Below are 20,020 nucleotides of genomic sequence, written 5' to 3'. Positions count from 1 at the left end.
CTACGAACCCAAGATTTAGGGAGACACCGTGGCACAGGACGTGCTTACCGACCTTAACAAGGTCCGCAACATCGGCATCATGGCCCACATCGATGCTGGCAAGACCACTACTACCGAGCGCATCCTGTTCTACACGGGTGTCAACCACAAGATCGGCGAGACGCACGACGGCGCCTCCACGACTGACTGGATGGAACAGGAAAAGGAACGCGGCATCACCATCACGAGTGCCGCCGTGACTTGCTTCTGGAACAACAACCAGATCAACATCATCGATACCCCCGGCCACGTCGACTTCACCGTTGAGGTTGAGCGCTCACTGCGCGTCCTCGACGGTGCAGTAGCGGTGTTCGATGGTAAGGAAGGCGTAGAACCGCAGTCCGAAACCGTCTGGCGCCAGGCCGACAAGTATGAAGTTCCCCGCATCTGCTTCGTCAACAAGATGGACAAGCTGGGCGCTGACTTCTATTTTACCGTCGACACCATCATCAGCCGTCTCGGCGCCAAGCCGCTGGTTATCCAGCTGCCTATCGGCGCAGAGAACGACTTTGAAGGCGTCGTCGACCTGGTCGAGATGCGCGCGCTGACCTGGCGCGGCGACTCCAAGGGTGACGTCACCATGGGTGCCAAGTACGAGATCGAAGAGATCCCTGCTGACCTCGTGGAGAAGGCAAACGACTACCGGGCACGCCTGCTCGAAGCCGTTGCTGAAGCCGACGACGAGCTCATGGAGAAGTACCTCGCCGGCGAAGAGCCCTCCACTGCGGAGATCAAGGCTGGAATCCGTAAGCTCACCATCGCTTCGGAAATCTACCCGGTGCTGTGTGGCTCGGCGTTCAAGAACCGCGGCGTGCAGCCCATGCTCGACGCAGTTGTTGACTACCTGCCGAACCCGCTCGATGTTCCCCCGATGATCGGTCACGATCCCCGGGACGAGGAAGTTGAACTGACTCGTAAGCCGAGCACCGAAGAGCCGTTCTCGGCTTTGGCGTTCAAGGTGGCTACCCACCCGTTCTTCGGACAGTTGACGTTCATCCGCGTGTACTCCGGTCAGATTTCTGCCGGTACCCAGGTGACCAACTCCACGAAGAACAAGAAGGAGCGCATCGGGAAGCTGTTCCAGATGCACGCCAACAAGGAAATCCCGGTTGAGGAAGCCCTTGCAGGTCACATCTACGCAGCGATCGGTCTGAAGGACACCACGACCGGCGACACATTGTCGGATAGTTCCAAGCAGATTGTTCTTGAGTCGATGAGCTTCCCGGATCCAGTGATCTCGGTCGCGATCGAACCCAAGACCAAGGGCGACCAGGAGAAGCTCTCAACAGCTATCCAGAAGCTCTCCGCTGAGGACCCGACCTTCCAGGTCTCCCTCAACGTGGACACCGGTCAGACCATCATTGCTGGTATGGGCGAGCTCCACCTGGACATCCTGGTGGACCGGATGCGCCGCGAGTTCCGCGTCGAGGCCAACGTGGGCAAGCCCCAGGTTGCTTACCGCGAAACTATCAAGCGCGCAGTTCCCAAGCACGACTACACCCACAAGAAGCAGACGGGTGGATCCGGCCAGTTCGCGAAGATCCAGATCGCCATCGAGCCGATGGAAGTTGAAGACGGCGTCCTGTACGCCTTCGACAACAAAGTCACCGGTGGACGCATCCCTCGCGAATACATCCCCAGCGTCGACGCGGGCATCCAGGATGCCCTCAACGACGGCGTTCTCGCCGGCTACCCGGTTGTTGGCATCAAGGCTGTGCTGCTCGACGGCGCGTACCACGATGTCGACTCATCTGAAATGGCATTCAAGATTGCCGGCCGGATGGCGTTCAAGGAAGCCGCACGGATGGCCAATCCAGTGCTGCTCGAACCATTGATGGAAGTTGAAGTCCGCACCCCTGAGGAATACATGGGTGAAGTTATCGGTGACCTCAACTCCCGTCGTGGGCAGATGCAGTCCATGGAGGACGCAAGTGGTGTCAAGGTCATCAAGGCCATGGTTCCACTGTCGGGCATGTTCGGATACATCGGTGACCTGCGGTCGAAGACCCAGGGACGTGCGGTGTACTCGATGAAGTTCGACAGCTACTCGGAGGTTCCGAAGGCTGTAGCCGACGAGATTATCCAAAAGACCCGCGGCGAATAGCCCAAACGTAGACCCGTCAACGGAGCCACCCGGTTCCTGCGGCATGCAGTAATTTCATCAAAGTAAAAGCCCCCAGTAGACTTGCAACAGTTTCAGCCGCGAACAGCGCGGCTGGGAAGCAAATCTTCTCAAAACGTTCTAGGAGGAACCCGTGGCGAAGGCAAAGTTCGAGCGGACTAAGCCGCACGTTAACATCGGAACCATCGGTCACGTTGACCATGGAAAGACGACGTTGACGGCTGCCATTTCCAAGGTGCTGTACGACAAGTACCCCAATCTCAACGAGGCACGCGACTTCGCGTCCATCGACTCGGCCCCCGAGGAGAAGCAGCGCGGCATCACCATCAACATCTCGCATGTTGAGTACCAGACCGAGAAGCGCCACTACGCACACGTAGACGCTCCCGGCCACGCTGACTACATCAAGAACATGATCACCGGTGCTGCACAGATGGACGGAGCAATCCTCGTGGTTGCTGCGACTGACGGCCCGATGGCTCAGACCCGCGAGCACGTTCTGCTTGCCCGCCAGGTTGGCGTTCCCTACCTGCTGGTCGCGCTGAACAAGTCCGACATGGTCGACGACGAGGAGCTGCTTGACCTCGTCGAGATGGAGGTCCGCGAGCTGCTCAGCGCGCAGGGCTTCGACGGCGATGAGGCACCAGTGGTGCGCGTCTCCGGCCTCAAGGCACTCGAAGGCGACCCTGAGTGGGTCAAGTCCGTCGAGGAACTGATGGATGCAGTCGACAACAGCGTCCCGGACCCAATCCGCGACAAGGACAAGCCGTTCCTGATGCCGGTTGAAGACGTCTTCACCATCACCGGCCGTGGAACCGTTGTAACGGGCCGCGCCGAGCGTGGAACCCTGAAGATCAACTCGGAAATCGAGATTGTCGGTATCCGTCCGATCCAGAAGACCACCGTCACCGGTATCGAGATGTTCCACAAGCAGCTCGACGAAGCATGGGCAGGCGAGAACTGTGGTCTCCTGCTCCGCGGAATCAAGCGTGAAGATGTAGAGCGTGGACAGGTTATCGTCAAGCCGGGTTCAATCACCCCGCACACCGATTTCGATGCCAACGTCTACATCCTGGCAAAGGACGAAGGCGGGCGTCACAACCCGTTCTACTCCAACTACCGTCCTCAGTTCTACTTCCGTACAACTGACGTAACCGGTGTCATTACTCTCCCCGAGGGTACTGAAATGGTTATGCCTGGCGACAACACTGAGATGACCGTTGCGCTCATCCAGCCAATCGCTATGGAAGAGGGCCTCGGCTTCGCTATTCGCGAAGGCGGCCGGACCGTAGGTTCAGGACGCGTTACCAAGATCATCAAGTAACTCTCCACGAGTCACTGAGGAGAGGCCCCGCTGCACCTGCAGCGGGGCCTCTCCTTTGTCGTGGGTCTCCAGGGTGGCTCTGCGTTAGCGCGGCACATGTCGGCAAATGCCCCCGCAATCTGCAGACGCCCCACGTATAACTGCACCGTTTGTCGAATAGTGCTGCGCGGGTGGTTTTCGGCGGCGGGAGCAGAGTCCTGGGACCCCTGGCGGAGGAGGGTTGTCAACATAACGGCGACGTCGGCTCCCGGCCCGGTGCCGGACCGCAAGACTCGGGGTATGAGTCGACTAGTGGAACTGCGGAATCACCTGAGAACTTCGGCTGAGATGGCGCTCCAAGGCGTAGACCCCACTGCGCTGCAGCGGCAGTGCCGTTCCGGAACTCTGATGAGGGTGAGGCAGGGTGTCTACATTAACGCGGGGGAGTGGCAGGTCCTGAATCGCTGGGACCGATACCGGGTCCTGGTTCTTGCAGTCAACCTCAGCGCCCAGCGCCCGCCCCTTTTCTCTCATGAGAGCGCAGCCGTGCTGCATTCAATTCCGATCCTGGGTGTCCCTCCGCGTGTGCACACACAACAGGAGGGCCGGCGGTCCGACAGGTCAAGGAAAGACATCCGCCGTCATTTCACTGAAGGCTATACGCCGGCCACGGTACGGCTGGATGGCCTGCGTGTAACCTCCTTGGACTACACGCTTCTCGCTCTAGCCACCGAGTCGACTTTTGCCAGCGCGGTCGTCGCGCTGGATGACTCACTCCGGCGAAACAGAACTGATGCAGCGCGGCTTCGAACAGCCGCAGAAAGTCTAGGATCGGCGGCATCGAGAAGACGAATGGACACGGTGCTAACCTTTAGCGATCCGGTATCGGGCTCACCGGGCGAATCTGCCAGCCGGGCACAGATGGCGCTTTTGGGTATAGAGCGGCCGGAGCTTCAAGCAACGTTCAACGATGCACATGGGTTCGTCGCCCAGACCGACTTCTACTGGCGGGAGCGGAGACTTATCGGCGAGTTTGATGGTCTGGTGAAGTACCAGAAGCCCGAGTACATGGGCGGGCGTAGTGCCAGCCAGGTGGTGGTCGACGAGAAGATCCGCGAGGATCGGTTGCGCGCGCTGGGGTTCACTGTGGTGCGCTGGATCTGGGAGGACGTCTACAAGCCGGAGCGGCTGCTCGCTTTGCTTGTCTCCAAGGGGCTGGAAGCCGGTCGTCCGGTCAGGGGGAGGCCGTAGGTCCCGCGGCCAGCGCTGCTGAATCGGACTAACGCCGCAGAAATCGGCAAGCGCCCCTACTATATGTGCCGCGCTTGCCGCTTTTGGGCTCGCCCGCTGGAAAGTGGCGCGGGAGTAGCCCAGGCGCAGAGCTCCGGCGCCGGCCCGCCCGCCCGCTGGAAAGAGGGGAAGACACTGAGAGTGGGGAAGGCACGGAAAGTAGGGGAGGGCCAGGTAGGCTTCGGGAGTGGTGGAGGGGGGTGGGTTGCCCCACAGTGATTCTGCGCCTCTGCCACTTTTGCGCGTAGGCCAGCGTGCCGACGGCGACGGCGGGTGCTGGCGTCATCCACGGTCGGAGCACAGCTGGCGGCGTGTCGGAACCCTGATTCGCCTTCTGCACTGATATCTGGCAAACTGGACAAGTTGTTCAAGCGCTTGCGCGCGCGGTTTGAGATACCGTCCCGGTCAGGATAATGCCTGATGCAGGGTCAGTGTTCACCGGGCGGTTAGCCCAAATATAACCACCCTCATTTCAGCTGGGCTGGAAACGTGGATGCATTCTGAGGATCAGTTTGCGAAGAATCCACGACACGCCCGAGCGCGGGGGTCGGTACCTCCACAGGGTGAGGAACCCGGAAACTTCCGGATTCAGTCTGTGGGAGGAGCGCCAGTGCAACGGGCGCAGCACGTGCAGGAACTGACAGATATTCAAGAATTCTTGAGAGAGAGAGTCGAGACGCCATGGCGGGACAAAAAATCCGCATCCGGCTGAAGTCGTATGACCACGAGGTCATCGACGTATCAGCACGGAAGATCGTTGAGACGGTGACGCGCGCAGGCGCTACGGTTGTTGGCCCAGTGCCACTGCCGACGGAGAAGAACGTGTACTGCGTTATCCGCTCACCGCACAAGTACAAGGACAGCCGCGAGCACTTCGAAATGCGTACACACAAGCGTCTGATCGACATCATTGACCCCACGCCCAAGGCCGTTGATTCGCTGATGCGTCTCGACCTGCCTGCGGACGTGAACATCGAAATCAAGCTGTAAGGGAGAGCGGATCATAATGTCTACTTCACTTACGCGTCAGGTCAAGGGTCTTCTGGGCACCAAGCTCGGGATGACCCAGGTCTGGGACGAAAACAACCTGCTCGTGCCGGTTACCGTCGTCCAGGCTGACTCCAACGTCATTACCCAGCTCCGTTCAGCGGACCAGGATGGCTACACCGCCGTCCAGATCGGCTTCGGCCAGATCGACCCCCGCAAGGTGACCAAGCCTCTGGCCGGTCACTTCGAAAAGGCCGGCGTCACGCCGCGCCGCCACGTCGTTGAGCTGCGTACCTCCGATGCTGACACCTACTCGCTGGGCCAGGAGCTCTCCGTGGAGATCTTCGAAGCCGGCCAGAAGGTCGACGTCATCGGCACCACCAAGGGCAAGGGCTTCGCCGGTGTTATGAAGCGTCACGGCTTCCACGGCGTCGGCGCATCCCACGGTGCCCACAAGAACCACCGCAAGCCCGGCTCGATCGGTGGCGCGTCCACCCCCAGCCGCGTCTTCAAGGGCATGAAAATGGCAGGCCGTATGGGTGCCGTTCGTCAGACCACTCTGAACCTCACGGTTCACGGTGTGGATGCCGAGAAGTCGCTGCTGCTCATCAAGGGTGCCGTCCCCGGCGCCCGCGGCCAGGTCGTCCTCGTACGCACCGCCGTGAAGGGAGCATAGCCAAATGGCTGTCAACACTGTAAAGGTCGATCTCCCCGCAGAGATCTTCGACACGCAGACCAACGTGCCCTTGCTGCACCAGGTCGTCGTGGCTCAGCTTGCAGCTGCCCGCCAGGGTACGCACAAGACGAAGACCCGTGCAGAGGTATCCGGCGCAGGCCGCAAGCCGTTCAAGCAGAAGGGAACAGGTCGCGCCCGTCAGGGTTCGATCCGCGCCCCTCACATGACCGGTGGCGGCGTTGTTCACGGACCCACCCCACGCGACTACAGCCAGCGCACCCCCAAGAAGATGAAGGCAGCCGCCCTGCGCGGTGCACTCTCTGATCGGGCACGTAACGGCCGTATCCACGTTCTTGAATCCCTGGTATCCGGCGAGAAGCCGTCCACCAAGGGTGCAATCGACGCGCTTCGCAGCATCTCGGAGCGTCCACACCTGCTCATCGTTATTGAGCGCGCCAACGATCTCACGGCACTGTCCGTGCGGAACGTCCCGGAAGTACACGTCCTCTATGTTGACCAGCTCAACACCTATGACGTGCTGGTTTCCGATGACGTGATCTTCACGAAGGCCGCTTACGACACGTTCGTCGGTTCCACCGACACGACCGTAGATGCTGACGAGAGCACAACAGCTACGGAGGACGCCAAGTGAGCGCGACCATCTCCAAAGATCCCCGCGACGTCGTCCTTGCGCCGGTCGTCTCGGAAAAGAGCTACGGCCTGATCGACGAAGGTAAGTACACCTTCCTGGTCGACCCGCGCTCAAACAAGACAGAGATCAAGCTGGCCGTGGAGAAGATTTTCTCCGTCAAGGTCGACTCGATCAACACTCTCAATCGTTCGGGTAAGCGCAAGCGCACCCGCTTCGGCTGGGGTCAGCGGAAGGCTACCAAGCGTGCCATCGTGACCCTCAAAGAAGGAACGATCGACATCTTCGGCGGTCCGCTCTCTTAGGGCGGAGACCACTTTAACGAGGAAATGACACATGGCTATTCTTAAGTACAAGCCAACAACCCCCGGCCGTCGCGGCTCGAGCGTTGCTGACTTCGCAGAAATCACTCGGTCCACCCCGGAAAAATCCCTGGTGCGTCCCCTCCCTAAAAAGGGTGGTCGTAACAACACCGGTCGGATCACGACCCGTCACAAGGGTGGTGGCCACAAGCGCCAGTACCGCCTGATTGACTTCCGTCGCCACGACAAGGACGGCGTCAACGCACGTGTTGCTGAGATCGAATACGATCCCAACCGCACGGCTCGCATTGCGCTTCTCCACTACGTTGACGGCACTAAGCGCTACATCGTTGCACCGAACCGCCTGAAGCAGGGCGACACGGTGGAAGCCGGAGCAGGCGCTGACATCAAGCCAGGCAACAACCTGCCACTGCGTAACATCCCGGTTGGTACCGTGATCCACGCTGTGGAACTGCGTCCAGGCGGCGGGGCCAAGATGGCTCGCTCGGCCGGTGCGTCGGTCCAGCTGGTTGCCAAGGAGGGCCGCTTCGCGCAGCTCCGCCTCCCCTCCGGCGAAATCCGCAATGTGGATGTTCGCTGCCGGGCCACCATCGGTGAAGTTGGAAACGCAGAACAGTCCAACATCAACTGGGGCAAGGCTGGCCGTATGCGCTGGAAGGGCGTCCGCCCAACCGTTCGTGGCGTTGCCATGAACCCGGTTGATCACCCACATGGTGGTGGTGAAGGTAAGACCTCTGGTGGCCGTCACCCGGTGAACCCGAACGGTAAGGCCGAAGGCCGTACCCGCCGCAAAAACAAAGAGAGCGACTCACTGATTGTGCGTCGCCGTCGTTCCGGCAAGAACAAGCGATAGGAGCCTGGAGACATGCCACGCAGCCTGAAGAAAGGCCCCTTCGTCGATCAGCACCTTTTTGTGAAGGTCGCTCGTGAAAACGACAAGGGCACCAAGAACGTCATCAAGACGTGGTCCCGCCGCTCAATGATCATCCCCGACATGCTGGGGCACACGATCGCCGTGCACGACGGGCGCAAGCACATCCCGGTGTTTGTCACAGAGTCAATGGTCGGGCACAAGCTCGGCGAATTCGCTGCGACGCGGACCTTCCGCGGCCATGTAAAGGACGACCGCAAGGGCAAGCGCCGCTAGGCGCTGCTCGAGCGGCAGAAGACGAGAGAAGGAAAGCAATGGAAGCCAAGGCAGTTGCGCGTTTTTCGCGTGTCACGCCTATGAAGGCCCGGCGCGTCGTCAACCTGGTTCGTGGCAAGCAGACGAATGAGGCTCTGGCAATACTGAAGTTCGCCCCACAGGCAGCTTCAGAGCCGGTATTCAAGGTAGTACAGTCGGCCGTCGCCAACGCCCGAGTCCTCGCGGACCGGGATGGCGTCGCATTCGACGAAGATAACCTGTTCATCAGCGAGGCATTTGTTGATGAGGGCCCCACGATGAAGCGGTTCCGGCCGCGCGCCCAGGGCCGTGCATTCCGCATTTTGAAGCGGACTAGCCACATCACAGTTGTAGTAGCCACCCCTGAGAAAGCGCAGGTCCGCTAGTGGGACAGAAAGTAAACCCGCATGGGTTCAGGCTCGGTATCACCACGGACCACCGTTCGCACTGGTTTGCCGACAGCAACAAGCCCGGTCAGCGGTACAAGGATTATGTCCGCGAGGACATCAAGATCCGTCAACTGATGGCCACAGGCATGGACCGTGCCGGTATCGCCAAGGTTGAGATCGAGCGCACCCGTGACCGTGTCCGCGTGGATATCCACACTGCCCGTCCCGGTATCGTTATCGGTCGCCGCGGCGCCGAAGCAGACCGCATCCGCGGCGAGCTGGAGAAACTGACCGGCAAGCAGGTTCAGCTGAACATCCTCGAGGTCAAGAACCCCGAGATGGAAGCTCAGCTTGTAGCCCAGGGCGTTGCAGAGCAGCTCTCCTCACGCGTGGCGTTCCGCCGTGCGATGAAGAAGGCTATGCAGTCAGCGCAGCGCGCCGGCGCAAAGGGCATCCGTGTCCAGTGCTCCGGTCGTCTGGGTGGCGCAGAAATGAGCCGTTCCGAGTTCTACCGTGAAGGCCGTGTGCCCCTGCACACCCTTCGCGCGAATATCGATTACGGGTTCTTCGAAGCCAAGACCACCTTCGGCCGTATCGGCGTGAAGGTCTGGATCTACAAGGGCGACATCACTGCCAAGGAGCTCGCAGCCCAGGCTGCAGCTGCACCGTCCCGTGGACGTGGCGGCGGAAGCGATCGTCCGAGCCGTGGCCCAGCGGGAGCTGACCGTGGCGGAGACCGCGGCGCTGACCGTCGTCGTCGTAACCCTGCCGGTTCCGCTCCCACCGAGGCGCAGGCAACTGCCGCACCGGCTGAAGCTGCAGCTCCGGCAGCAGCGGAAGGAGGACAGGCTTAAATGCTTATCCCACGTCGAGTCAAGTTCCGTAAGCAGCACCACCCGGGTCGTTCCGGCGCTGCTACCGGTGGCACGCAGGTCAGCTTCGGTGAATGGGGTATCCAGGCTCTGAGCCCGGCATACGTCACCAACCGTCAGATTGAAGCTGCACGTATTGCCATGACCCGCCACATCAAGCGTGGCGGCAAGGTCTGGATCAACATTTATCCTGACCGCCCACTGACCAAGAAGCCTGCTGAAACCCGTATGGGTTCCGGTAAGGGTTCCCCTGAGTGGTGGGTATCGAACGTCAAGCCGGGTCGGGTTCTTTTCGAACTCTCCGGTGTATCAGAAGAGGTAGCCCGCGAAGCCCTGCGCCTAGCAATCCACAAGCTGCCGTTGAAGGCACGCATTGTGCGTCGTGAAGGTGGTGAGTAGATATGGCTATTGGTTCAAAGGAACTGACATCCGAGCAGCTGGACGGCTTCGATCGTGATCGTTTGGTCGAGGAGCTCCGGAAGGGCAAGGAAGAGCTGTTCAACCTGCGCTTCCAGTCCGCAACCGGACAGTTGGAAAACCACGGGCGTCTCCGCTCGGTAAAGCGCGACATCGCACGCCTGTACACGGTGATGCGTGAGCGCGAGCTCGGCATTCGGCCTGACTATGTTGCTCCCGTTGAGGAAGCAAAGCCTGAAAAGGCCAAGAAGTCCAAGAAGGCCTCCACCAAAGACGCCCCGGATGCGGGCACGCCGGACGCAGGCACACCTGCTGCAGGTACCGAGGCTTCTAAGGAGGACGCCAAGTGAGTGAACAGAAGAGTGAAGCAACGACGTCGGACGATCTCGCCCGCGGCTACCGTAAGACCCGCCGTGGCTACGTAGTCTCGGACAAGATGGAAAAGACGATCACGGTGCAGGTTGAAGACCGTGTGAAGCACGCGCTGTACGGCAAGGTTCTTCGCCGCAGCACCAAGGTCAAGGTCCACGATGAAGAGAACACCGCCGGCATCGGCGATCACGTTCTCATCAGCGAGACCCGCCCGCTGTCCGCTACCAAGCGGTGGCGCCTGGTCGAGATCATCGAGCGCGCCAAGTAGGCCCATTCAGGGATCCAGCAGTTGACGACTGCGCCCCGGACGAGTTATCGCAGCAGCGATTTCGCGTCCGGGGCGCTTTCGCGATAAGATGAAAATCTTGTCTGTCCTGTGGGTTAGGTATGTGCTTCCACACCGGCGATTGAGACAAAAGCCCGATAATCTTGTTCAGCATTCTTCGCGTTGGCGTGTTCGCGCCCGCGCAGGCTGAGGACCAGTATTACGGGGCCAACCCATATCCGTTCCGCAAGGCTCGTTGAGAGAACCAGCGCGACGACAGGAGTAATAAGTGATTCAGCAGGAGTCGCGGCTAAAGGTCGCCGACAACACGGGTGCCAAGGAAATCTTGACCATCCGCGTTCTCGGTGGATCCGGACGCCGCTACGCAGGCATCGGTGACGTCATCGTCGCCACCGTCAAGGACGCAATTCCCGGCGGCAACGTCAAGAAGGGCGATGTCGTCAAGGCGGTCATCGTCCGCACCAAGAAGGAACGCCGTCGTGCGGATGGTTCCTACATCAAGTTTGACGAGAACGCTGCGGTGATCTTGAAGACAGACGGCGACCCACGCGGTACGCGTATCTTCGGTCCCGTTGGTCGCGAACTTCGCGACAAGCGCTTCATGAAGATCATCTCGCTAGCGCCGGAGGTGCTCTAACCCATGGGAGCGAACAAGACAGTGAAATTCAAGATCAAGAAGGGTGACTTGGTTCAGGTCATCAGCGGTGCCAAGCAGGAACGCGGCGGAGACCGTGGCAAGCAGGGCAAGGTTCTTCGCGTCTTCCGCGAAAACAACCGCGTACTTGTCGAGGGAATCAACCGCGTCACGCGCCACACCAAGGTTGGCCAGTCGCAGCGCGGCTCCAAGACCGGTGGCATCGAGGTCATTGAAGCCCCCATCCATATCAGCAACGTTGCAGTGGTTGACCCCGAGACCAACAAGCCGACTCGTGTCGGTTACCGCATCGATACCGTCGAAAAAGACGGTAAAGAGCGTACGGTCCGGATCCGCGTCGCCAAGGCATCAGGGAAGGATCTCTAATGACTACCGAAGCCGTAGAGACAAAGATCTCCCCGCGCCTGAAGACGCGCTACGCCGCCGAAATCAAGTCCGGCCTGCAGGAAGAATTCGGTTACACCAACGTCAACCAGGTTCCACGCCTGGTCAAGGTTGTTGTGAACATGGGTGTTGGAGATGCCGCAAAGGACTCCAAGCTCATTGACGGCGCTGTGCGCGACATGACCCAGATCACCGGTCAGAAGCCTCAGGTCACCAAGGCCCGCAAGTCCATCGCACAGTTCAAACTGCGCGAGGGAATGCCCATCGGCTGCCACGCAACCCTTCGTGGCGACCGCATGTGGGAATTCGTCGACCGTCTGGTCTCGCTCGCACTGCCCCGTATCCGCGACTTCCGTGGCCTCAGCGGCCGCCAGTTCGACGGAAACGGTAACTACACCTTCGGCCTCACGGAACAGTCAATGTTCCACGAGATCGACCAGGACAAGATCGACCGCGTACGTGGCATGGACATCACCGTTGTCACCACAGCAAAGACCGACGACGAAGGCCGTGCACTGCTCAAAGCGCTCGGCTTCCCGTTCAAATCCGAAGATTAATCTAACTACGTTCCAGGTCCGTACCGGGCAGGGCAAGGCGCAAGCCGAACACCCTAAACCGGGCCCCGGAAACCGTTACGAGGAAGGGCAAGAGCCCACATGACAATGACAGATCCTGTGGCAGACATGCTGACACGTCTGCGCAACGCAAACTCCGCATACCACGACACCGTGAGCATGCCATACAGCAAGCTCAAAGCTCGCGTCGCCGACATCCTAAAGGCTGAAGGCTACATCGCGGGCTGGAAGGAAGAGGAAGCGGAGGTTGGCAAGAAGCTGACCATCGACCTCAAGTTCGGTCCTGAACGCCAGCGTTCAATCGCCGGCATCCGCCGCATCTCCAAGCCGGGACTGCGCGTTTACGCGAAGTCCACCAACCTGCCCCACGTTCTGGGCGGGCTCGGTATCGCCATTCTGTCCACATCCTCAGGGCTGCTGACAGACCGCCAGGCATCCAAGAAGGGCGTGGGTGGGGAAGTCCTCGCCTACGTCTGGTAGCCGGAACAGAGAAGGAGTAAACACATGTCACGTATTGGACGTCTCCCCATCTCCGTTCCCGCGGGTGTTGAGGTAAAAGTCGCCGGTAACCTGGTGTCCGTCAAGGGAGCCAAGGGCGAGCTGAGCCACACCGTGCCCAGCCCGATCCTGGTTGAACTTGATGAGAGCACACTGACCGTCACGCGGCCCAACGACGAGCGCGAATCGCGTTCGCTGCACGGCCTGACCCGCACCCTGATCTCCAACATGATCATCGGTGTGACCGACGGATACAAGAAGAACCTCGAAATTGTCGGCACCGGTTACCGCGTGCAGGCCAAGGGTTCCGATCTGGAGTTCGCACTGGGCTTCAGCCACCCGGTAGCAGTCAAGGCACCGGAAGGCATCACTCTGACCGTTGAGGGACCCACCAAGGTTTCCGTCTCCGGCATCAGCAAGCAGCAGGTCGGCGAAGTCGCCGCTAACATCCGCAAGCTGCGGAAGCCGGACCCCTATAAGGGCAAGGGCGTGCGCTACGCAGGCGAAGTTGTTCGCCGTAAAGTCGGAAAGTCTGGTAAATAATCATGGCTATCAGCATTAACAAGAAGCGAAGCTCCAAGAGCAAGTCCGCCCAGCGTGGACGTCGCCACCTCCGTGTGCGCAAGCGCATCACTGGAACCGCGGTTCGCCCGCGTCTGGTAGTCAACCGGTCCGCACGGCACATGTTCGTTCAGGTCGTCGACGACGGACTGGGTGTCACGGTTGCGTCGGCCTCCACCCTGGAAGCCGATCTCCGTGCATTCGACGGTGACAAGACCGCCAAGGCCAAGCGCGTGGGCAACCTCGTCGCAGAACGCGCCAAGGCTGCTGGAATCGAAGCTGTCGTCTTCGACCGTGGCGGCAACAAGTACCACGGCCGCATTGCCGCCATCGCAGATGGCGCCCGCGAAGGTGGGTTGGCACTGTGACCGAGGAAATCAATGCAAAGGAACCTGAATTGAGTACAGGTACTGAACAGCCTGCTGCTGCAGCTTCGACTGCAGAAGCACCCGCAACGGCAGCAGCCGACGACCGCAAGGGCGGTGCCCGCGGAGAACGCGGTGGCCGTAACAGCGGCGCCGGCGGTGCTGGCGGTCGGGACGGTGGCCGTGGCGGCCGCGATGGTGGCCGTGGTGGCCGCGACGGCGGACGCGACGACAAGGACAAGTTCGTCGAGCGCGTGGTTGCTATCAACCGGGTGTCAAAGGTGGTCAAGGGTGGACGGCGCTTCAGCTTCACCGCCCTGGTTGTCGTCGGCGACGGTAACGGCATGGTCGGCGTAGGTTACGGCAAGGCCAAGGAAGTTCCGTCAGCAATCGCCAAGGGCGTTGAAGAGGCCAAGAAGTCCTTCTTCAAGGTTCCCCGCATCGGTGGCACAGTTCCTCACCTGGTTCAGGGCGAAGCGGCTGCAGGCGTAGTCCTGCTCCGCCCGGCCTCCCCAGGTACCGGCGTTATCGCTGGTGGTCCAGTGCGCGCTGTACTGGAATGCGTCGGCATCCACGATGTCCTGTCCAAATCACTCGGCTCCTCGAACGCCATCAACATTGTTCACGCAACTGTTGACGCGCTGAAGCGGCTGGAAGAGCCTCAGGCAGTAGCCGCCCGACGTGGGTTGCCACTGGACCAGGTAGCTTCCTCGTCAATGCTGCGCGCAATGCAGGAACAAAAGGCAGGTGCGTAATGGCAACTCCCAAGCGCGTGTTAGTAAGCTCAGCGAAGCTCGAAATCACCCAAATCAAGTCCGTCATTGGCGGCAAGCAGAACCAGCGCGACACGCTGCGGTCACTCGGTCTGAAGCGCATCGGACACACTGTTGTCCGGACCGCTGATGCCGTCACCGTTGGCATGGTCAACACGGTTCCGCACCTCGTGAAGGTTGAGGAGGCCAACTAATGGCAGAGAAGAAAGTGGCAACAGCCACAGCAACGGACACAGAGCGCGTTCACGCACTCAAGGTCCACCACCTGCGTCCCGCCCCGGGAGCCAAAACCGCCAAGACCCGTGTGGGCCGTGGCGAAGGCTCGAAGGGTAAGACCGCAGGGCGCGGTATGAAGGGAACCAAGGCGCGTTACCAGGTCAAGGCAGGCTTCGCAGGTGGTCAGCTTCCCCTGCACATGCGCCTTCCCAAGCTGCGCGGCTTCAAGAACCCGTTCCGGGTCGAGTTCCAGGTAGTGAACCTGGACAAAATCTCGGAGTTGTACCCGAACGGCGGTGAGGTGTCGGTCGACAGCCTGGTGGCCAACGGTGCGGTTCGCAAGAACCAGCCCGTAAAGGTACTGGGCACGGGCGACATCACCGTCAAGGTCGACGTCACGGTCCACGCCTACTCGGCCAGCGCTGCAGAAAAAATCACTGCAGCCGGCGGTTCGGTTACCGGACTCTAGGCAGACCCGCTGTGATCTAACCGATCCAGCAACTAGACTCTTGGTGGGCCGGAACATTCCGGCTCACCAAGAGTTTTTTATGGCCAATAGGCTCACCGAGCCACCCCCGGGTCCGACGCACCGGGTTTCAACCGTTAGACTCGGTTGTTGTGTATCTGTCCGCCATGGACACCAAGACCTTCAGGAGGACGCTTGCTTAGCGCTATTGGCCGGGCTTTCCGGACGCCAGACTTGCGGCGCAAGCTGTTGTTCACGCTTGGAATCATCACCATCTTCCGGATGGGTGCCTTTATCCCCGCACCGGGTGTCGATTACGGCAATGTTCAGCAATGTTTGCAGCTCGGTAACACGGAGGGCGGCCTCTACGAGTTCGTGAACCTCTTCAGTGGTGGCGCACTCCTCCAGGTGTCTATCTTCGCGCTGGGCATCATGCCCTACATCACGGCGAGCATCATCACCCAACTCCTCCGGGTAGTCATCCCCCGTTTCCAGGAACTGCACCAGGAAGGCGCGCAGGGTCAATCCACCCTGACCCAGTACACGCGCTACCTGACCATCGCGCTAGGCCTGCTGAACGCCACCACCCTTGTTTCCCTGGCACGATCGGGTGCACTGCTCGGCGACTGCCCAGTGCCGATCATCCCCGACGACACCATCATCACCGTCCTGCTGCTGATCATCACGCTCACCGCCGGTACCGGACTAATTATGTGGATGGGTGAGCTCATCACCGAGCGCGGCGTCGGCAATGGCATGTCGTTGCTGATCTTTACCGCCATCGCTGCTGGCTTCCCCACCTCGCTCGGCGAGATCCTCCGGACCCAGGGGTGGACGGTCTTCGTTGCGGTCATTGCCATCGGTCTGGTAGTCGTTGCGCTGGTGATCTTCGTTGAGCAGTCGCAGCGGCGAATCCCCGTCCAGTACGCCAAGCGCATGGTTGGGCGACGCACGCTCGGGGGGAGCAGCACCTACATCCCGATCAAGGTCAACATGGCCGGCGTCATCCCAGTGATCTTCGCGTCCTCCATGCTTTACCTGCCCACGCTGATCGCCCAGTTCAACACCCCGACCGACGGACAGACACCACCGCCGGAATGGGTCAACTTCATCACTACGTACCTGGCCAACGGCGATCACCCGCTGTACATGGCTCTTTACTTCGCAATGATCGTCTTCTTCACCTACTTCTACGTAGCGATCACGTTCAACCCGGACGAGGTGTCCGAGAACATGAAGAAGTACGGCGGGTTCATCCCCGGCATTCGCGCTGGCAGGCCCACGGCTGAGTACCTGCAGTACGTGCTGTCCCGCATCACCCTTCCTGGCGCCATTTACCTGGGCCTGGTCGCACTGATCCCGTTGATTGCGCTCGTGTTGATCAACGCAAACCAGAACTTCCCCTTCGGCGGTGTCTCAATTCTCATCATGGTGGGCGTTGGACTCGAGACGGTGAAGCAGATCGACGCTCAGCTTCAGCAGCGTCACTACGAAGGGTTGTTGCGATGACACGCATGCTCATAATCGGTCCTCCCGGGTCCGGCAAAGGCACACAGGCCGCGCGGATCTCCGAACGACTCGGCGTGGTAGCGATCTCCACCGGAGACATCTTCCGCGACAACGTGAAGCGCGAAACCCCGTTGGGATTGGAAGCCAAGAAGTACATGGACGCCGGTGACTTCGTGCCCGACAGCGTCACCAACTCCATGGTGCGGGACCGGCTCAAAGAGGACGACGTCCGTGAGGGTTTCCTCCTCGATGGTTACCCGCGGACAGCTGCCCAGGTTACCGAGTTGGATGACATTCTGGCTCAAAACCATCTCGCCCTTGACGCGGTCCTGCAGCTCACGGCACCCGACGAGGAACTGGTGCGCCGGTTGACCGGCCGCGCGGAGCTCGACGGCCGCAGCGACGACAACGAGACCGTGATCCGACACCGGCTGGATCTGTACCACGAGCAGACCGAGGGTGTCGTCTCCCAGTACGAGGGGCGCGGCATTGTGAAACGGGTTGACGGGATCGGTGCTATCGATACGGTGACCGAACGAGTCGTCACCGCCCTGAACGGCTCGCGGTAGGTCAAATGTTTCGCCAGTCGAAAGTCGAATACAAGAACAATCAGCAGATCCGTACCATGCGGAAGGCTGGCCTGGTGCTTTCGACGGCGCTCGACGAAGCGATCGCGGCAGCAGCTGTCGGAGTGACGACGCGGGAGCTCGACGGAGTGTTCGCGGGGGTGCTCAAAGCGTCCGGCGCGACCTCCAACTTCCTGGGCTATCACGGGTTCCCTGCATCCATCTGCGCCTCAGTGAATGACGAAGTGGTCCACGGCATTCCCGGTGACTATGTCCTACAGGACGGCGATATCCTGTCCATTGACGGCGGCGCCATTGTTGATGGGTGGCATTCCGATTCCGCCCGCTCGGTCATAGTGGGACAGGCTCGGCCCGAGGACCGGCGCCTGTCCGACGCAACCGAGTCAGCCATGTGGCACGGAATTGCCGCGCTTGCTGACGCACGGCATGTCGGGGACATTGGGAATGCCATCGATGACTACGTGTCAGGTCTCGACGGCGAACCCATGGGCATCCTGCAGGACTATGTAGGGCATGGCATCGGCACGGCCATGCATCAGCCGCCAGATGTCCTCAACTACCGAAGCGGGCACCGGGGCCCGAAAGTCCGGCCGGGGCTGTGTCTGGCAATCGAGCCCATGCTCGTCCTTGGGCGGCTGGAGACCACGTTGCTCGACGACGATTGGACAGTAGTCACCGCCGACGGACGACGCGCCTGCCAATGGGAGCACACAGTCGCCGTGCACCACGGCGGCATCTGGGTGCTCAGCGCCGAGGATGGGGGCGCAGCCAAGCTCAAGCCGCTCGGCGTCACGCCCGTCGCACTGTCCTGAGCTGCGCCGAACTGCAAGATTTAACATTTCAGTACCCATGGCGTAGTGTTGTCTGTTGGTTGTCTCTACTCTTGTGCCCATTTAGGGTGCCCCCGCGTGCACGGTCCGGTAGTCCGGAGCTGTGGCGGAAGTAGGCCAACGATCACAACCCCAAGCGCCCGCCGCGAGAGCGGTGGGCATAGACGTTAGCGGAGGATATGGCCAAGAAAGACGGTGTCATTGAGATTGAAGGCACTGTGAACGAGGCTCTGCCCAACGCGATGTTCCGCGTTGAGCTGGCCAACGGACACATTGTCCTTGCCCACATCTCGGGAAAAATGCGTCAGCACTATATCCGGATCCTCCCTGAGGACCGGGTGGTAGTGGAGCTTAGCCCTTACGACCTCACCAGAGGTCGGATCGTCTACCGCTACAAATAAGGAATTCTCCCATCCTGACTCAGGGTAGGGAGTGTAGTTACAGCACAATCTGCAAACAACGCAAAGGAAAACCATGAAGGTCCAGCCGAGCGTCAAGCGGATCTGCGATAAGTGCCAGGTGGTTCGCCGCAAGGGCAACGTACTCGTGATCTGCGAAAACCCGCGCCACAAGCAGCGTCAGGGCTAACGTCCTTCTCTTGTCGAGAAGTACAGCCCGCACGCAGCAGTAGTACAACCATAAAAGCAGAGCAGTTCCCTCGATTCGAGGGAGCACACCCCCGGGCACGGAGGCCGGGGAGCTGAGATTTTCAGCAGGCCGCTCTGTTTCAGACCTCCAGTAATACCAAAGGAGAACCGCCACTATGGCACGTCTCGCTGGCGTAGACATTCCCCGCGAAAAGCGGGTAGTGATAGCGCTTACCTATATCTATGGCGTGGGCAAGACCCGTGCAGACAAGACGTTGGCAGAGACCGGGATCAGCCCGGACACGCGCGTCAAGGACCTCACCGACGCGGAACTGCTGCAGTTGCGTGACTATATTGAGGTCAACTACAAGGTCGAAGGTGACCTCCGTCGTGAGGTGGCCGCCGATATCCGCCGGAAGGTGGAAATCGGAAGCTACGAAGGCATCCGCCACCGCCGAGGTCTTCCAGTGCGTGGACAGCGCACGAAAACCAACGCGCGTACCCGTAAGGGTCCAAAGCGGACCGTCGCCGGCAAGAAGAAGGCCGCGCGCTAACTGGCTGCTCCTTGAAGTGACCGGCTCTGGCTCGTCACATCAAGCAACTTCGCCGCAGGGCCTCCGGTCCCGGCACCTCACCCATCACCTTTCGTAGGAGAAGCAATGCCCCCCAAGACTCGTGGAGCGGTCCGTAAGCCGCGTCGCAAGGATAAGAAGAATATCGCGCTTGGACAGGCGCACATCAAGAGCACGTTCAACAACACGATCGTGTCCATCACGGACCCTTCAGGCGCAGTTATTTCCTGGGCCTCCGCTGGTGAAGTTGGATTCAAGGGCTCTCGTAAATCAACCCCGTTCGCTGCACAGATGGCTGCTGAAGCTGCTGCCAAGCGTGCACAGGAACACGGCGTCCGCAAGGTCGACGTCTTCGTGAAGGGTCCAGGTTCAGGTCGCGAAACGGCAATCCGCTCGCTGCAGGCCACGGGCCTTGAGGTTGGCTCCATCCAGGACGTCACCCCCAGCGCACACAACGGCTGCCGGCCGCCAAAGCGCCGCCGCGTCTAATTAGCTTTTCTGGTGCGAATGCCGCTCCGCGTTTGATCCCATTACCTGGGCTAACGCAGGGCG

30 protein-coding genes are annotated in these 20,020 nt (G+C 60.4%); all 30 read left to right on the top strand.

All coding sequences use genetic code 11. From position 1 onward, the window contains the following. Window positions 1-28 precede the first annotated feature (28 nt). The 30 genes from fusA to rpsK all read left to right on the top strand — a co-directional run bounded on the left by fusA (window position 29) and on the right by rpsK (window position 19,957). Window positions 29-2,143, top strand: a complete 2,115-nt coding sequence (fusA, locus tag ACX80A_RS02160; protein WP_459258035.1) for an elongation factor G — start codon at window positions 29-31, stop codon at window positions 2,141-2,143. Between the two features lie 151 nt (window positions 2,144-2,294). Then, a complete protein-coding gene (gene tuf / locus ACX80A_RS02155) occupies window positions 2,295-3,485 on the top strand; it encodes an elongation factor Tu (RefSeq protein ID WP_196841992.1) in 1,191 nt (396 codons plus the stop codon). An 840-nt stretch (window positions 3,486-4,325) separates the two neighbouring features. Beyond that, window positions 4,326-4,715: a PDDEXK family nuclease gene (locus ACX80A_RS02150; protein ID WP_459258034.1), complete on the top strand. Its 390-nt coding sequence runs from the start codon at window positions 4,326-4,328 to the stop codon at window positions 4,713-4,715. A gap of 720 nt (window positions 4,716-5,435) precedes the next feature. After that, complete coding sequence (gene rpsJ / locus ACX80A_RS02145; RefSeq protein WP_003803825.1) at window positions 5,436-5,744, top strand: 30S ribosomal protein S10; 309 nt, start codon at window positions 5,436-5,438, stop codon at window positions 5,742-5,744. Window positions 5,745-5,760: 16 nt separating this feature from the next. Then, window positions 5,761-6,417 (top strand): 50S ribosomal protein L3, encoded by a 657-nt coding sequence (gene rplC, locus ACX80A_RS02140; protein WP_196840166.1) that lies wholly within the window; start codon window positions 5,761-5,763, stop codon window positions 6,415-6,417. A 4-nt stretch (window positions 6,418-6,421) separates the two neighbouring features. After that, on the top strand, window positions 6,422-7,069 hold the full coding sequence (gene rplD / locus ACX80A_RS02135) for a 50S ribosomal protein L4 (RefSeq protein ID WP_459258033.1): 648 nt from the start codon (window positions 6,422-6,424) through the stop codon (window positions 7,067-7,069). After that, window positions 7,066-7,371 carry a 50S ribosomal protein L23 gene (gene rplW, locus ACX80A_RS02130; RefSeq protein WP_196840168.1) on the top strand — a complete coding sequence of 102 codons (306 nt, stop codon included), beginning with the start codon at window positions 7,066-7,068 and terminating at the stop codon, window positions 7,369-7,371. The genes rplD and rplW overlap by 4 nt, the downstream gene beginning before the upstream one ends. 31 nt (window positions 7,372-7,402) lie before the next feature. Next, entirely contained in the window at window positions 7,403-8,242 is an 840-nt protein-coding gene (gene rplB, locus ACX80A_RS02125) for a 50S ribosomal protein L2 (protein WP_196840169.1), read from the top strand. 12 nt (window positions 8,243-8,254) lie between these two features. Then, the gene (rpsS, locus tag ACX80A_RS02120) at window positions 8,255-8,536 is read left to right on the top strand and encodes a 30S ribosomal protein S19 (RefSeq protein ID WP_019481497.1); all 282 of its coding nucleotides are present in this window, start codon (window positions 8,255-8,257) and stop codon (window positions 8,534-8,536) included. A gap of 38 nt (window positions 8,537-8,574) precedes the next feature. After that, on the top strand, window positions 8,575-8,940 hold the full coding sequence (gene rplV / locus ACX80A_RS02115; protein ID WP_026553530.1) for a 50S ribosomal protein L22: 366 nt from the start codon (window positions 8,575-8,577) through the stop codon (window positions 8,938-8,940). Continuing rightward, window positions 8,940-9,797: a 30S ribosomal protein S3 gene (rpsC, locus tag ACX80A_RS02110; RefSeq protein ID WP_019481499.1), complete on the top strand. Its 858-nt coding sequence runs from the start codon at window positions 8,940-8,942 to the stop codon at window positions 9,795-9,797. The genes rplV and rpsC overlap by 1 nt, the downstream gene beginning before the upstream one ends. After that, window positions 9,798-10,214: a 50S ribosomal protein L16 gene (gene rplP / locus ACX80A_RS02105; RefSeq protein ID WP_196840170.1), complete on the top strand. Its 417-nt coding sequence runs from the start codon at window positions 9,798-9,800 to the stop codon at window positions 10,212-10,214. It begins immediately after the preceding gene. A gap of 2 nt (window positions 10,215-10,216) precedes the next feature. Next, a complete protein-coding gene (rpmC, locus tag ACX80A_RS02100; protein ID WP_459258032.1) occupies window positions 10,217-10,582 on the top strand; it encodes a 50S ribosomal protein L29 in 366 nt (121 codons plus the stop codon). Continuing rightward, on the top strand, window positions 10,579-10,872 hold the full coding sequence (gene rpsQ / locus ACX80A_RS02095; RefSeq protein WP_459258031.1) for a 30S ribosomal protein S17: 294 nt from the start codon (window positions 10,579-10,581) through the stop codon (window positions 10,870-10,872). The genes rpmC and rpsQ overlap by 4 nt, the downstream gene beginning before the upstream one ends. Before the next feature lie 286 nt (window positions 10,873-11,158). Next, window positions 11,159-11,527, top strand: a complete 369-nt coding sequence (rplN, locus tag ACX80A_RS02090; protein WP_019481503.1) for a 50S ribosomal protein L14 — start codon at window positions 11,159-11,161, stop codon at window positions 11,525-11,527. A 3-nt stretch (window positions 11,528-11,530) separates the two neighbouring features. After that, window positions 11,531-11,911 (top strand): 50S ribosomal protein L24, encoded by a 381-nt coding sequence (gene rplX / locus ACX80A_RS02085; RefSeq protein ID WP_196840172.1) that lies wholly within the window; start codon window positions 11,531-11,533, stop codon window positions 11,909-11,911. Continuing rightward, entirely contained in the window at window positions 11,911-12,486 is a 576-nt protein-coding gene (rplE, locus tag ACX80A_RS02080) for a 50S ribosomal protein L5 (RefSeq protein WP_019481505.1), read from the top strand. Before rplX ends, rplE begins: the two co-directional genes overlap by 1 nt. 99 nt (window positions 12,487-12,585) lie before the next feature. Beyond that, window positions 12,586-12,984, top strand: a complete 399-nt coding sequence (gene rpsH / locus ACX80A_RS02075; RefSeq protein ID WP_019481506.1) for a 30S ribosomal protein S8 — start codon at window positions 12,586-12,588, stop codon at window positions 12,982-12,984. A 24-nt stretch (window positions 12,985-13,008) separates the two neighbouring features. After that, window positions 13,009-13,545 (top strand): 50S ribosomal protein L6, encoded by a 537-nt coding sequence (gene rplF, locus ACX80A_RS02070; protein ID WP_459258030.1) that lies wholly within the window; start codon window positions 13,009-13,011, stop codon window positions 13,543-13,545. A 2-nt stretch (window positions 13,546-13,547) separates the two neighbouring features. After that, complete coding sequence (gene rplR, locus ACX80A_RS02065) at window positions 13,548-13,931, top strand: 50S ribosomal protein L18 (protein WP_019481508.1); 384 nt, start codon at window positions 13,548-13,550, stop codon at window positions 13,929-13,931. After that, window positions 13,928-14,683 (top strand): 30S ribosomal protein S5, encoded by a 756-nt coding sequence (gene rpsE / locus ACX80A_RS02060; protein WP_459258029.1) that lies wholly within the window; start codon window positions 13,928-13,930, stop codon window positions 14,681-14,683. The genes rplR and rpsE overlap by 4 nt, the downstream gene beginning before the upstream one ends. Next, window positions 14,683-14,895 (top strand): 50S ribosomal protein L30, encoded by a 213-nt coding sequence (gene rpmD, locus ACX80A_RS02055; protein ID WP_019481510.1) that lies wholly within the window; start codon window positions 14,683-14,685, stop codon window positions 14,893-14,895. The genes rpsE and rpmD overlap by 1 nt, the downstream gene beginning before the upstream one ends. Beyond that, window positions 14,895-15,386 (top strand): 50S ribosomal protein L15, encoded by a 492-nt coding sequence (rplO, locus tag ACX80A_RS02050; protein ID WP_459258028.1) that lies wholly within the window; start codon window positions 14,895-14,897, stop codon window positions 15,384-15,386. Before rpmD ends, rplO begins: the two co-directional genes overlap by 1 nt. Window positions 15,387-15,578: 192 nt before the next feature. Further along, window positions 15,579-16,892: a preprotein translocase subunit SecY gene (gene secY, locus ACX80A_RS02045; protein WP_459258027.1), complete on the top strand. Its 1,314-nt coding sequence runs from the start codon at window positions 15,579-15,581 to the stop codon at window positions 16,890-16,892. Beyond that, window positions 16,889-17,461, top strand: coding sequence for an adenylate kinase (locus ACX80A_RS02040; protein ID WP_459258026.1), 573 nt, complete (start codon window positions 16,889-16,891; stop codon window positions 17,459-17,461). Before secY ends, ACX80A_RS02040 begins: the two co-directional genes overlap by 4 nt. A gap of 5 nt (window positions 17,462-17,466) precedes the next feature. After that, on the top strand, window positions 17,467-18,291 hold the full coding sequence (map, locus tag ACX80A_RS02035) for a type I methionyl aminopeptidase (protein ID WP_459258025.1): 825 nt from the start codon (window positions 17,467-17,469) through the stop codon (window positions 18,289-18,291). A gap of 197 nt (window positions 18,292-18,488) precedes the next feature. After that, window positions 18,489-18,710: a translation initiation factor IF-1 gene (infA, locus tag ACX80A_RS02030; RefSeq protein ID WP_019481515.1), complete on the top strand. Its 222-nt coding sequence runs from the start codon at window positions 18,489-18,491 to the stop codon at window positions 18,708-18,710. Between the two features lie 73 nt (window positions 18,711-18,783). Beyond that, window positions 18,784-18,897 carry a 50S ribosomal protein L36 gene (gene rpmJ / locus ACX80A_RS02025; RefSeq protein WP_024475611.1) on the top strand — a complete coding sequence of 38 codons (114 nt, stop codon included), beginning with the start codon at window positions 18,784-18,786 and terminating at the stop codon, window positions 18,895-18,897. 175 nt (window positions 18,898-19,072) lie between these two features. After that, window positions 19,073-19,450 (top strand): 30S ribosomal protein S13, encoded by a 378-nt coding sequence (gene rpsM / locus ACX80A_RS02020; RefSeq protein ID WP_196840181.1) that lies wholly within the window; start codon window positions 19,073-19,075, stop codon window positions 19,448-19,450. A 105-nt stretch (window positions 19,451-19,555) separates the two neighbouring features. After that, window positions 19,556-19,957 carry a 30S ribosomal protein S11 gene (gene rpsK / locus ACX80A_RS02015; protein WP_049829160.1) on the top strand — a complete coding sequence of 134 codons (402 nt, stop codon included), beginning with the start codon at window positions 19,556-19,558 and terminating at the stop codon, window positions 19,955-19,957. The last annotated feature ends 63 nt before the right edge of the window (window positions 19,958-20,020 follow it).

The sequence above is a fragment of the Arthrobacter sp. TMN-50 genome (assembly GCF_054511125.1).
Note: the sequence above shows the minus strand (reverse complement) of the source record. Positions and strands in the feature narration are given on the sequence as shown.